Origin of the sequence: Phragmitibacter flavus, from assembly GCF_005780165.1 — a bacterium.
Taxonomy (GTDB): Bacteria; Verrucomicrobiota; Verrucomicrobiia; order Verrucomicrobiales; family Verrucomicrobiaceae; genus Phragmitibacter; species Phragmitibacter flavus.
In genome coordinates this window covers 78706-92682 of sequence record NZ_VAUV01000019.1, presented here as the reverse complement: position 1 = coordinate 92682, position 13977 = coordinate 78706, and the positions used below count along the sequence as shown (strand labels likewise).

Here is a 13977-nt window from a genome sequence, read left to right as displayed (position 1 = left end):
GTTTCATCTTTGAGTTCGTTGGAGTCCCATGTGGCCAAGCCCTCCACATTCCGCATTTTGCTTTCCACAGTCCTCATCCCACATTCCGCATTCCGCATTCCGCATTCCGCATTCCGCATTCCGCATTCCGCATTCCGCATTCCGCATTCCGCATTCCGCATTCCGCATTCCGCATTCCGCATTCCGCATTCCGCATTCCGCATTCCGACACCGCCATTCCACCACCCCCCAAGAACGAAGAACGAAGAACGAAGAACGAAGAACGAAGAACGAAGAACGAAGAACGAAGATCAAGAACCAAAAACCTCCCCCATCACCCGATCAACTTCGGCGGCCCATGCTTCTCAAAATACTTCGTTGCTCCATACAGCAAACCCAGCGCACACAAAATCAACAACACCGCCAGCACCGGCCGGTAGGCAATCCACGCCAGTGCCATCACCAGCAATGACACCACCGCCGCCATCACCCCGGCAAACAACGTCAATCCTGCATCCATCAAGCGCCCCACCAGCGGAATCAAATGCCCCACCACCGCCAGCGGACGAAACACCAGCGCCACCCCGCCAAACATCATCAAAAATCCGGCGAAACGCATCCCCCACGTCAGCGTCTTGTTCTGTTCCTCCGCCCTGGTAAACATCGCCTCGGCACTCAACCGACCCCGTTCCACCAACTCCACATCCGAACCCGATCTCGTCCCATACGGACTAAAACTGCCGCCCACCTGCTTCGCCACCACACTCACCTCCCCCGTCCTCACCACGCTCCAGCCAACCCGCAAATCCCCCACCTTTGGCTCCGTCACCGACGCCCCCAAATACACCATTCCGTCCGCGAACTTCACGTCGCCACCCTCCCAAGTCACGTCCCCCTCCGTCACCCACAACTTCTCCATCCCGGGAACCTTCTCCACCAGACCCACCGGTAACCGAAACGCCCCCAGCATCGCATCGCCCGCCAACCATTTCTCCGCGCGATACCGCATCTGCGTCGGATTTTCATGCCCCTCAACATGATCAAATTCCGCCGACCGAATCAACGAATCCGACCACACCTTCTCATACCCATACCGTTTCCCCGATTTCGTCTTCTCATCGCTCCCCTCCTCCTGTGAAGAACTCCCGGCCCGGGAATTCTCGCGCCACTGATACATCTCTACTTCGCGCACCAACCGCAACCCCTGCTGCGTCACCCCAAAAACCTCATCCACCAAAGCCACCGTCGTCGTCGCCGGACCGCTCACATGCACCAGCTTTCCCTCGTTCGCCCCATCCACCTGCCCATGATCCACCGCCACCACCGCACCCGATCCCTCTTTCAAACTCTTCGCCCGCTTCACCGCCCTACCCTCATTGAACCACAACATCGGCAGCGCGATCACCATCAGCAACAGCCCCACCAACACCCCCGCGAAGGATGATCGCAAACGCTCAAACCAACTCAAGTTCGAAAGAAAACCTCCAGGACCAGACATGCCAAAAAAGTAGCCAAGCTACTCCCCGCCCGCAACTCCTACTCTTCCTCCTACTCCATTCACTTCACCTCACCGGAAACAACCGCTCAATCGCCGCCGCCAGCGCCGCAATGCTCACCGGCTTCGTCAAATGATCGACAAACCCCGCACTCTTCGAGCGTTGCACATCCTCCTCCATCCCAAACCCGCTCAACGCAATCGCCGGAATCTTCTGCTGCTCCATCACCTTTTCAAACACTTCATAACCCGTCCCATCCGGCAAACTTAAATCGCTGATCAACAAATCAAATTCCCCCTCGCCCGCCACTTTCCCCGCCTCTCCCACCGTGTCTACTGCATTCACCGTGTGCCCGCGCCGCTTCAGTAGCATCGTCAACGCCTTCGCCGTGTCCCCATGATCCTCCACCAACAAAATCCGCAGTCCTTCCGCACTCACCTTCCCCTTGTTATCTGACTGCTCAAATCTCTCACTCCCCGCTGTTCCCGCCTCAGCAATTTGGTCCCCCCGATACACCGGCAACGCCAGCCGAAAAGTCGCGCCATGATTTTTCCCCGCACTCTGCGCCGTCAGCTTCCCTTCATGCGCCTCCGCAATCGCCTCGCTGATCGCCAGCCCAAGCCCCAGCCCGCCATACTCCCGAGTCACCTTTCGCCCCCCTTGCTCAAACGCATTAAAAATCTCCGGCAACAACTCCGGCTCAATGCCAATCCCCGTATCCTTCACCTCCACCACAATCTCTCCATCCTCACCCCCCTCATTAAAACACCGCACTTCAATCCGACCATCCACCGGCGTGAACTTCACCGCATTGCGCAATAGATTCCAAACAATCTGGGTCAGCCTCGAAGCATCGCCCCACGCAAACCGATCCTTCGCCTCAAACTCAAATGAAATCGGTGCCGCCGCGCTCGCATCCGGTGCCTGGCAGATCGCCATCGCATGCTCCACCAACCCCCGCATGTCCACCGCCGCACAACGAATCTCCAGCTTGCCACTCGTGATCCGCGTCAGATCCAAAAGATCATCAATCAACCTTGCCTCCAGCTCCACATTGCGTTTGATCATCGACAGCTCATCGCGCAACTCCTGCGGCAATCGGGCGTCATCCTGACGCATTGACACCGTCGCCAGCACCGGCGTCAACGGCGTCCTTAACTCATGCGACAACACCGCCAGAAACCGGTCCTTCGCTTCGTTCGCCTGCTGCAAAGCCGATTCCGACCTCCTCAACTCTGCCGCCGTTTTCTCCAACTCCTCCACCAAACTCGCCCGCGCCTCCGCCGCCTCCTTTGCCGCCCGTTCCCGCACCGCCACCAGTTCCTTCTGCCTCAGCTCATCCAGAATCCGCCGGTTCTCCAACTCAAAAAACTTCCGCCTCAACAACGCCCGGATGCGCCCCTTCAACACCGACACATCACTCGACTTCCCAATAAAATCATCCGCCCCTGCCTCCAGCGCCCGCGTCTGGTCCTCCTTCGATTCCCGACCCGTCAAAATCACCGTCACCGGCGGCGCTTCCATCTGCTTCCTCAACACATCGATGTGTCGACAAACCTCAAATCCGTCCATGCGCGGCATCATCAGATCCACCAACACCCCGTCAAATCCCCCCTTGGAAATCCGGTCCACCCCATGCTGCGGATCATCCGTCGTCTCCACCTCATAACCCTCGCTCTCCAGCTCAATCCGCAACCTCGCAAGAAACGTCCGGCTGTCATCAATCGCCAGCAACCGCGGCGAACGAAACGACGCCACCGCATCCGTCAAAATCTCCGACTGCTTGCTCACCCGACCCAGGAAATTCCGCAACCGCGCAATCAACAACTCCGGGTCCACCGACTTCGCAATGAAGTCATCCGCCCCGCTGTCCAGCCCCCGCAACTCCGCATCCGAAGTATCCTCCGAAGTCAGCATCACCACCGGCAAATTCCGCGTGTCAATGTTCCTTCGAATTCGTCGACAAACCTCATCCCCGCGCATCCCCGGCAGATAAAAATCCAGCAGCACCAAGTCAGGCTTGTCCTCCGCCAGCTTCACAAAAGCCTCCTGCGGCGACATCACCCACGTCACCCGCCAGCCCTCCGCCTCCAGCACGTAACGCATGCGCGTCGCCTGCGTCGGAGAATCCTCCACCAGCATGATATGTGAAATGCCCAGTCCGCTCATGTCATCGACCCCTTCATTCCAAACACCTCATTCAGCCGACCACCAATCTGTGTCAACGGCAACACCTCAGAAACCGCCCCCAGCTCCACCGCCGCCGCCGGCATCCCATACACCACCGCCGTCGAAGCGTGCTCCGCAATCGTTAATCCACCCGCCTCGTGAATGTCCCTCATCCCCAGCGCCCCATCCTCGCCCATCCCCGTCAGCAAAACCCCGCACGCCTCAGCGCCATAAACCTTCGCCATCGACCGGAACAACACCGTTCCCGACGGCTTTTGCATCGACACCATCGCCGACCCATCCAGCCGCAATACTCCGCGCTCCGACATCGCCAGATGACATTCCGCCGGTGCCACATACACCTTCCCCGCCTCCATGCGCTGACCCTCCTCCGCCTCCAAAACCTCCTGCGCCACCACCTCATTCAACCACTTCACAAAACCCCGCATGAACCCCGGCGTGATGTGCTGCACCAACACCACCGGCACCGGAAAATTCGCCATCAAATCATTCAACACCTTCACCAGCGCACTCGGCCCTCCCGTCGACGCCACCAGACCCAAAATCGCCGGACGCCTCACCATCACCCGATCCTCCATCCGCTTCACCAACCCCGCCGACAACGACACATCCACCGCCTCCGACCTAAGCGAGACCCGCTGCCGGATCACCCTCACCTCGCTCATGATCGCCAGCCGCGTGCATAGACTCTGCGCCACCTTTTCATAATCCGCATGCGACACCCCCACCGGCTTCTGCACCACCGCCAGCGCCCCCGCCCGCAACGCGTTCATCGAAATTTTCAACTCCTCATCTTCCACCTCCGATGACACCACCACAATCGGGGTCGGCTGCTCCGTCATGATTCGCTTCGTCAACTCCAGCCCGTTCATCCCCGGCAGCCGGATATCCATCGAAATCACATCCGGCACCGCGTGGCGGATCACCCTCAACGCCTCTTCACCCGTCCCCACCGAAGCCACCACCTTCAAGCGTGGGTCGCGTTCAATGATGCATTCAAGAAACTCCCGCACCACGCGCGAGTCCTCAACGATCATGACTGAAATAATCTTCATTAACTCACTAAGATAATAGGGGTTGGCTCTGTGGATTCGCACCCACACTCGCAATCGATCCTATCTCATCCATAATAATCATACCAGCTGCCGAATGACACCCAGCAGGTCCTTGTGATCAAATTTCTGCTTCACCAGATACGCGTCCGCCCCCAGCGAAAGCCCGCGCATCTGGTCCTCCTCACTGTTCAACGACGTCACCAAAACCACCGGCACCTCCTTCAGCCGCGCATCCCTCTTCATCGATTCCAGCAGCTCAAACCCATCCATGTGCGGCATCTGGATGTCCGACACCACCGCATCAAAACGCCCCGTCCGCAGCGCCGCCAATGCCTGCACCCCATCCACCGCCAGCCGCACCTCATACCCCTCCGTCTCCAGAATGTTCTTCTGCAAGGTCCGCGCCGTGAACGAATCATCCACCACCAAAATCACCGGACGCCGCGCCTCCTCCATCAACGCCGCCACATCCTCCTCCCGATAACTCAAGCCCTTGCCCTTGAACCGCTCCATCAACTCCGCCGCCTGCACCACCAGCGTCACCGAACCATCCTCCATCACCACCCCGCCCGAGAAAAACGGCGAAGCCGAAGCCGGATAAGGCAACGGCAGCAACAACGCATCCATCTCCTTCACCCATCCATCCACCGCCACCGCCAGCCGTCTTCCCAAAATTGACATCACCACCACCCGCACCCCGCCCGCTTCCACCACCAACTCCGCCTTGCCCACCCCCAACACATCCGCCAATCCCGCCAGCAACACTGCCTGTCCGTCCATCCACACCGCCGCCTTCCCATCCACCGTCTCCACCAGCTCCTGCTTCACCCGCAACAAGCGCTGAATCGCCCCGCTCGGAATCGCAAACACCTGACCCGCCGCCTTCACCAGCAGCAAGCGATGAGTCGCCGCACTCAACGGCGCCACCATCTCCACCACCGTTCCAGACGGCACGCCCGGACGAACCGCCACCTGACCCTGCAACCTCACCACCGCCTCCCTCACCACCGACATCCCCATGCCCCGACCCGCACTCGAAGTCGCCCGTTTCCTCGTCGAAAACCCTGGCTGAAACACCATCGCCCGCACCTCCTCCGCACTCATCGCCCGCGCCTCGTCCTCACTCACCAATCCCGCCTCCAGCGACCTTCTCCGGATAAAATCCACATTTAACCCGCGACCGTCATCCCACACCTTCAGCACCACCCGGTTGCCCGTCACTTCCAGCTCCAACCCGATCCGACCCACCGGATTTTTCCCCGCCGACTCCCGCGCCACCCGCGACTCAATTCCATGCGTCACCGCATTGCGCAACGTGTGCATCACCGCATCCTTCAACCCCTGCAACACCAGCCGGTCCACCTCCCGCTCCATGCCCGAAACCACGAATTCCACCTCCTTGCCCTCATCCCCCGCCATGTCCCGCACCATCTTCGGAAACCCTTCAAAAACCGATCCCGCCGGCACCATCCGCGCATCCCGCACATCCTGTTGCAACCTCCCCGATAACACCCGCAACGCCCGCGCACTCTGCTGCTGCTGCGTCCGCAACCCCCTCACCACCCGCGACAACTTCGCCATCCCGCGCTGCAATTCCTGCAAGGTCCCCGGACCCGAAACCTTCGGCGACAACGCCTCCTCACCGCGCGACCGCACCACGTCACACTGCCTCTGCAAATCATCCAGCACCGCCGCCACCTCCTGCAACTCCACCCCCACCCCATGCTGCTGCATCGACTGCGCCAGCACCTGACTCGACGACTGCAACAACCGGTCCAAATGCGTCGCCGACACCCGCAACGTGTCCTGCTTCGCCACCTTGCCCACCTTCCCCTCCGGCTTCACCGCCGGCACCGGCATCTCCTCCATCTCCCTCTGCACCCTCGAAGGCACCCTCAATCCCAGCTCCGCAAACGCCTCCACCGGCACCTCCGGCTGCCCTCCGCCCGCCAGCACCGCCATGTAATCCTCCACCGCCGCCATCACCCGCTCAATCCTCCTCCGCTGTCCCTCGTCCGGCACCTCCCCCTTCTTGCCCAACTCCGAAAACACCTGCTCCAGATCATGCGTCAACCGCTCCACCACCTCCAAATCACACACCCGCGCCCCACCCTTCATGCTGTGCGCCATCCGCAGCATCTCCTCCAAATCCTCCCCCTTCAACGACGGCCATCCCCGCAAAATCGAACGGATCCCCGCAATGTGCTCCCGGTGCTCCTCCTGAAAAGCACGAAGCACACGTTGCTGAATATCTTCAGGAGCCACGATACAAAAAAGCTAGCCGTTCAAAAATCACACCTCACACCTGATACCGGCTCACCGCCAGCCGCAGTTGACTGCTCAACACATTCAAGTTCGACAGCGCCTGCTCCAGTTGACCCGTCCCCACCGCGTTCTGCTCCGCCGCCATCCGAATGTCCCGCATCCCCTGCGCCACTTGGTCAAATCCGATCTGCTGCTGACTCGTCGCGCCAATGATCTGCTGGAACGCATTGATGCTGTCCACTGTCGTCTGCATCATCTGGTGAATCGTCTTCTCCGCCACCTCCGACTGATGTTTGCCCGACTCCGACCGCTTCACCGCCTCCTCCGCCAGCATCACCGAACTATTAATCCCCTTCTGAATATCCGACAGAATCGAACTCACCTGCACCGTGCTCTCCTTCGCCCGCTCCGCCAGGTTGCGCATCTCCCCTGCCACCACCGAAAACCGGCTGCCCTGCTCCCCCGCAGAAGCCGCCTCAATGCTCGCATTCAACGCCAGCAAATTCGACTGCTCCGCAATGTCATTCACCGTGTTGATGATCTCTCCAATCACCTGCGTCTTCTCACTCAGCGACACAATCTTCAGCGCCACCTCCTCCACCTGTTGACGCACATTCTCCATCAACCGGTTCGTGTTCTGCACCGCCGCAATCCCTGAACTGCTCGCCGTCGAAGCCGCCTCCGCCGAAGCCGCCACCTGCTTCACCCGGTCCGTGATTTCCGTGCCCGACTGCGTGATCTCCTGCATCGTCGTCGTCACCTCCTGCACCGTCGCTGCCTGCTCACGCGTGCTTGCCGCCTGCTGCTGCGTCGACGCCAAAATCTCCGCCGTCGCCGAATTCACATTCTCCGTCACCCCCGCGATCTGCCCGCTCAACCCCTTCAAATTGTCCAGCATGTGATCAAATGCCTCCCCCAGCATCCCCACCTCGTCCGCCCGGTCCAGATTCAGCTTATCGATCCGCAAATTCCCCTCCGCAATCGCCTGCGCCGACCTCACCACCTGCTGCAACGGCTTCGAAATCTCCCGGCTGATAATCCACCCAAACAAGAACCCCGCCGCACTGACGATAATCCCAATCGTCACCTCCGCGTCCACCAAATCATTAATCTTGTCCAACAACAACTGCGTAAACCCATGCGCATTCTCACTTCCCAAAGCCTGCATCACCTCATCCAGCTCCTGCAACTCCTGCAACACCACCGCATACTCCGGACTCTCCGGCGCCAGTTTCAGCAACGCATCCGCCTTCTTGATCGCCTCCTCAATATTATCCCTCTGCTTCTCCAACCTCGACAACAACACCGGATCAGCCGCCGCCGGAATCCTTGTCCGCTCAGTGCTTCCCATCCGCACCTGCACCTCACCCCCATTGATCAGCTTGTCCTGAGTATCCCGCCATAGCGCCCGTGTTTCATCCAGCGCCGCCCGCGTCGTTTTGCCCTGCATCAACAACAGCACCTCAATCACATGCTGCTTCTGCAACATCCGCTGCCGACCCACAAACTGGATTATCCGCGCATCATTTTCCTGCGCATTCACCGCCTCCGCCGTGAACCAGATGATCGCCCCAAGCGCCACCACAAAAAACACCGAGATCAAAGTGATCTTCGTCGCCACCCGGCCCCACATCCATCCCCTTGGTTTAGTTATCGTCGAACTCATGAAGTGTTAAAAAAGTTTATGCCCTGTCCACCATCGATTCTTCCAGCTTGTTGAAAAGCTCCGCCACATCAAGCAAAACCGTCATCTCACCCTCCACCATCATTACCTCTTCCGCCCCCTTCATCTCCACCGTCACCATCCGCAACAACTCCTCCACCGCCAGCACCACCCTCAGCCGCTCATGCCGCAACACCACCCCCCACTTCGACAACTCCCCCACCTCACCCTTTCCACCCAGCGGATTTAACACCGCATGCAACTCCCCATTCAAATTCATCACCCCCAACACCTCGCGCGACGCGCCCGGCACCGGCGACACCTTCTTCAACACCTCCACCCCACGCAACGCGCCCAACTCCAGCGCCAGCCGCTCCCCACCCACCCTCACCAGCAACAACTTGCGCTCCTCCTCCCGATTCCTCGCCGCGCCCCCCACCTCCTGCCGCAACCGCGCCGCCCGCTCCTCCAAAATCGTCCGCACCCGCGCCTCATCCGGACTCATCACCTCCGCCAGCTTCCCCTCGCTCTCCGCCAGCCGCGCACGCACCACCTGCCAGTCAATCGAAGAAATTGGGGAAGTCACCTCACTCATATCAATACATCATCGCATCAAATCACCCGCCCGGCCTGCTGATCAATCAAGCAACGAAGATCACCCGCCGTCAAACCATCCCCATACCGGATCGCCTCATCCTCCGCCAAACCCTCCACCAGCAGCAACGCATTGCGCCACGCCCGCTTCGCCTCCGCCCCCCGCTCCAGCTTCTGCAACACCAACCCCAAATGGTAATGCACCAACGCCAGCTCCCGATCCAGATACAGCGTCCGCTTCAACGCCTCATGCGCCTCCCCCACCTTGCCCGACTGCTGCAACAACAACGCATGCATGAAATACAAACCCGGACTGTCAAAATGCCGTAACGCCAGCAGCCGTTTGCAAGCCTCACTCGCCTCCGCAAACCGACCCGCATCCGCCAGCACCCGCAACTCCGTCCACTCCTCCATCCCGCCCTTCACCTCCACCTCACGCCTCGGCAACGGCGGCAACAGCAGCATCTCCTGCACCGGCAAAACTTCGACCTTCTCCACCTCCCTCTTCGGCAACACCACCGGCTTCCACGCCTCACACAACGCCACCGCCGACTTCCTCACCCTTCCGCCCGCCGACCGCCGATGATACAAAGTCGCCCCCGGCGTCATCACCGTTTCAAACTCCTTAAAAATCTCCTGATGCGGCTCCGCATGACCCACCGCCAGCCAGCCTCCCGGCAACAAAGTCTGGTGAAACTGATCCGCCAGCCGCTGCACATTCTCCCTCCCAAAGTAAATCATCACATTGCGGCAAATGATCAGATCAAACCCAAACAACTCATTCCCCAGCGAAGGAAACGCATCCCTCACCAGATTGTGCTGCTGAAACCGCACCCCCTCCATGAACCGCTTCTGTAATCCCCAGCGTTTGCCCCTCTTCTCAAAACTCCGACCCTTCACCTCCTCACTCAATCCCCGCAACGCCCAGGGCTCAAACACCCCCTCCCGCGCCATCTTCAAAAACCGCCGGTTGATGTCCGTCCCCACAATCTCAATCCGCCATCCCAGAAACAAATGCGCCAGCTCCGACCGCAATAAAATTGACAATGAATACGGCTCCGCCCCCACCGAACAACCCGCGCTCCAGATCCGAATCGACCGCTCCTTTTCCTTCCTTGCATGCACCTCCGGGAACACATGCTCCCGCAGCGCCGTGAACATCTCCGTGTGACGGAAAAAAAACGTCTCACCAATCGTCAACTCCTCCGCCAGCCGGTCCATCGCCATCCCTCCGGGCTGCCTCAAACCCGCCAGATAACTCACTGCCGACTTCCACTCCCCCCCATCCAGCGCCCGCACCACCGCCGCCGCCAGGTCCTTCTCACGATCCACATAATACTCCAGCCCCGTCACCTCAATGACGTAGTGCTTCAGCGCTCCAAACCCCCCATCCTCAAGCACCCTCTCGACCATCCTTCGCGCCCTCCTCTCCAACCGACATCACCTCACTCCGACGCTCCTCCATCCTCGCCCCGAGCTCCTTCAGCCTCACCCGTTCTTCCTCCAAAAGCAGCAACTCGGGCTCCAAAATCACCACCCCATCGAGCACCCAACCCGCCGCGTGATTCAGCGCATGATCCTTCGGCAATACCTTCAATTCCCCCGCCCCACACTTCCGCAACGAAACCTCCCCATCACATCCCCAAGCCAGAGTCCTCTCCCCATCTCTCACCACCATCAACTGCCCCTTCAAGCTCAAGCTCAAACCCACCTCCCGCTCCCCCGCATTCAACCGCAACAACCGATCCAGCCTCACCACCGGCACCCATTCATCCCTCAGCTCCAAAAATCCTTCCAGAACCGGCACCACCTCAGTCCCCAACCTGAGCGCCACCCTCGGCAACACCCTCTTCACCACCTCCGTCTTCACCCCCAGCTTCATCCCTTGTAATTCAAACACCACCACCGTCCCCGACCACCCATCATCCTCAAAGTCCGACATCAAAGTCGCCCCCTCGCCCCTCTTCTTTGCATGATCAAAATTCAACACCCCTCTAAAATGCCAAAACCCCACCTAATAACAATCAATCACTTTCAAAATTGTCCGTGAGTGACACAGGCTTGCAGCCTGTGGGTGCGCCGGGCTTGCAGCCCGTCCTCAGTCTCCCACCCGTCATCCCCCGTGACACAGGCTTGCAGCCTGTGGGTGGGACAGGCATTTTGCCTGTCCTCAGTCCGTCCCCCATCTCTACCGCCAAACACAAAGGTAACACGGACTTCCAGTCGGTGCGTGAGACGGACTTCCAGTCCGTCATCAATCATCAACCCTCACTCCCACCCCCTCGTTACCCCACCACCAATAACCAACCAACAAACCAAAAAATTCCAATATCTCGTCACAAAACTCAACCCGCCGGGTATGAGAAGATACAGCTCACAGGTTCATCATCCCCATCCTTAACCTCTCACCCCCTCATTAAACCTCCCCGCATCAGTCAGCAACAGCGACAGAAACATTCTGATGATGCACATCCAAATAGTAAATACCGATCCCTTCCAGTTCATACAAAGCCCGCTGCACGCGAGGCCAGTGCTCCCCGTAGTTTTCACTCCAAGTTTCCAGACGCTCCTGCCAAACCTCCTCAGGAAACTCTGGCTCGATATCCAAGAACGCCTGCGCAAAATCCAAAATAAAAGGCCGCTCCACAATCGACATTTCAATCGCAAGCCACTGGTCATCAGTGCGAACCATCACCCGCACATGAAACCCCTCAATCTCGCTGACTTGATGCTCCAAAAGCTTTTGATAACAATCGCGTTCGCAGCGATATCCCCGCCACTCTGCGTGAATCTTCAAAGCCCAGGAAATGCGCTTTTTCTTGCTTCGAACCTTCCAAATGTTACCATCCAGACCATTGCCAAGGCTGCCCGTCAGCTCCAGCCCTTGGGTCGCCACGTAGGACTCGGCGGAAGACAGCAAACTTTTCTTCGACATGGTCAATCAAAAATCCATCGGTCACAGCTCCACAGTAAACATGGTCCTGCGCATCGAAAACCAGTTGCTGCAAGTGGCACAAATGGGACCGGATTTTCTTATCCTCAAGGACTTTTTCAGCAGCCCAGCCCGGTCCGGCATCGTCACCCTAACCGTGGACGGCGAAAGCGAAGAAATCCCAGTTCATTTCCGAGCCAGCATCACCCCGAGTTCCAAACGGATCGCCATAACAGAATTGGAAACCGCAGATTTCGCGACAACCGCCTGATCATTTTCGCCGGTGATTGCGTCTCAGAAATAAGTCTGCACTTCTTCACTAGCCCGGAGAGTTTTCACCTCCCTTCCAATCGAGCCATACCGTGTTGGCGTTGCAGCGGATCGCTCGCCCCCATCCGCCGTCGCCGAGATTTATCCAACGAAGGCATGGAAACCGTGACACAAGGTCACACATTGAAAATATTCACTGCCCACTTCCGACTTCCGCCTTCCATCACTCCATCACTCCATCACTCCATCACTCCATCACTCCGAACCAAGAACCAAGAACCAACCACCAAGAACCAAGAACTCCCCATCTCCCCCAAAGATCGAAAAAATCACCATTCAGCATCGACGAAAATCTTCACCCCCGATACTCTGAACATATTGATGGAATAAAAAAATCTCACCTGCCGCCTGTGCAATCCGTCCCCCGTCGCTCCGACTCCCGACTTCTCCCCGCCCCCCAAAAATCATGAGCACCCTCGCCCTCTTTGAAGAAAAACAAGTCCGCCGCGCTTGGAATCAGACCGATGAAAAATGGTATTTCTCAATCGACGATGTCGTCGAAGTCCTGACCGGCTCGATCAACGTCAAAGACCACATCAAAAAGCTCCGAAAGCGTGACTCAACCCTCAACACCTACCAGGGGACAAACTGTCCCCTGGTAGCCATGCCAGGTGCCGACGGCAAGATCCGCCCCATTCGCGCCGCGAACGCCGAAAGCATGCTTCGCCTCATCCAGTCCATCCCCTCCCCAAAGGCCGAACCCTTCAAACTCTGGCTCGCCAAAGTCGGCTATGAACGCTTGGAAGAAATCGAAGACCCCGAACTCGCCACCTGCCTTCACCACGTCCATCCCGAAAGTGGCATCAAAACCGTTGCAGAATGTAACGCCTTGCCCCAGGACCGCCAGGTTCCACACTGGCCCCTCCGCCGGCCCGGCCCACCACCACTGCCCTCTGCGCCGCCATCACCGCTTCCTGGCAATCAACAACTCATACTCGCCATGGTCGCCAATCCACAACCAGTAAGCCGTATCGTCCCGCACCTCGGCAATGGCTCGGAAATTGTCATCCACTCTCACGCTCCAAAACCTTCCCACCTTTTTGAAGTGCAACGACGGATGATAAGGGTTCTCATGCCACAAACCATAAGCCTTGTCAGCCTTCCTCTGAACCGCCACCGGCAGAGCCTCATACAACTTCCAAAATCTAGGAGTGGCGGAGGATTTCATTCAGCGGACGCACCTCCCCATTGGAAAGATGACCATCCAATTCGTCTGCAAGAAAATCCAATGCTCCAAACTCCGCATCACGATCCATCTGCCCATCCCAACGCAAATTGCGCTGTTCATCAAACCACCTCCCCAACATCAGAAAATCTTCCGACGGCAAAAGAGAGATGGCCTTCTCGATCTCGGCCACTGTGCTCATATCTGGAATATACCTTCTTCATCTTCATTTTCTCAACCATTTTCAACAAGCCCGCGAAAAAGGCGACCGTTCTCAACCCTTGTCCCATCATCTCCCCACCGTGACA

General features: G+C 58.4%; 11 protein-coding genes. 2 read left to right on the top strand and 9 right to left on the bottom strand.

Annotated elements, in window-relative coordinates; all coding sequences use genetic code 11:
• Positions 1–313 precede the first annotated feature (313 nt).
• From FEM03_RS21060 to FEM03_RS21020, 9 genes are all read right to left on the bottom strand, one after another.
• A complete protein-coding gene (locus FEM03_RS21060) occupies positions 314–1477 on the bottom strand; it encodes a TMEM43 family protein (protein ID WP_138088286.1) in 1164 nt (387 codons plus the stop codon).
• A 64-nt stretch (positions 1478–1541) separates the two neighbouring features.
• Positions 1542–3644 (bottom strand): response regulator, encoded by a 2103-nt coding sequence (locus FEM03_RS21055; RefSeq protein WP_138088285.1) that lies wholly within the window; start codon positions 3642–3644, stop codon positions 1542–1544.
• Positions 3641–4720, bottom strand: a complete 1080-nt coding sequence (gene cheB / locus FEM03_RS21050) for a chemotaxis-specific protein-glutamate methyltransferase CheB (RefSeq protein ID WP_240772864.1) — start codon at positions 4718–4720, stop codon at positions 3641–3643. The genes FEM03_RS21055 and cheB overlap by 4 nt, the downstream gene beginning before the upstream one ends.
• A 78-nt stretch (positions 4721–4798) precedes the next feature.
• Positions 4799–6985, bottom strand: a complete 2187-nt coding sequence (locus tag FEM03_RS25725) for a hybrid sensor histidine kinase/response regulator (RefSeq protein WP_138088284.1) — start codon at positions 6983–6985, stop codon at positions 4799–4801.
• 34 nt (positions 6986–7019) lie between these two features.
• Complete coding sequence (locus FEM03_RS25720; protein ID WP_138088283.1) at positions 7020–8651, bottom strand: methyl-accepting chemotaxis protein; 1632 nt, start codon at positions 8649–8651, stop codon at positions 7020–7022.
• Positions 8652–8667: 16 nt separating this feature from the next.
• Entirely contained in the window at positions 8668–9243 is a 576-nt protein-coding gene (locus tag FEM03_RS21035) for a chemotaxis protein CheW (RefSeq protein WP_138088282.1), read from the bottom strand.
• A gap of 17 nt (positions 9244–9260) precedes the next feature.
• Complete coding sequence (locus FEM03_RS21030) at positions 9261–10655, bottom strand: CheR family methyltransferase (RefSeq protein ID WP_138088281.1); 1395 nt, start codon at positions 10653–10655, stop codon at positions 9261–9263.
• Positions 10636–11232 (bottom strand): chemotaxis protein CheW, encoded by a 597-nt coding sequence (locus FEM03_RS21025; protein WP_166443046.1) that lies wholly within the window; start codon positions 11230–11232, stop codon positions 10636–10638. The genes FEM03_RS21030 and FEM03_RS21025 overlap by 20 nt, the downstream gene beginning before the upstream one ends.
• A 441-nt stretch (positions 11233–11673) precedes the next feature.
• Entirely contained in the window at positions 11674–12177 is a 504-nt protein-coding gene (locus FEM03_RS21020; protein WP_138088279.1) for a hypothetical protein, read from the bottom strand.
• Here FEM03_RS21020 and FEM03_RS21015 point away from each other — a divergent pair.
• A complete protein-coding gene (locus FEM03_RS21015; protein WP_138088278.1) occupies positions 12176–12445 on the top strand; it encodes a hypothetical protein in 270 nt (89 codons plus the stop codon). The two genes, FEM03_RS21020 and FEM03_RS21015, sit on opposite strands and share 2 nt — an antisense overlap.
• A gap of 465 nt (positions 12446–12910) precedes the next feature.
• Positions 12911–13975, top strand: a complete 1065-nt coding sequence (locus tag FEM03_RS24850) for a BRO-N domain-containing protein (RefSeq protein ID WP_206171099.1) — start codon at positions 12911–12913, stop codon at positions 13973–13975.
• Positions 13976–13977: the final 2 nt, after the last annotated feature.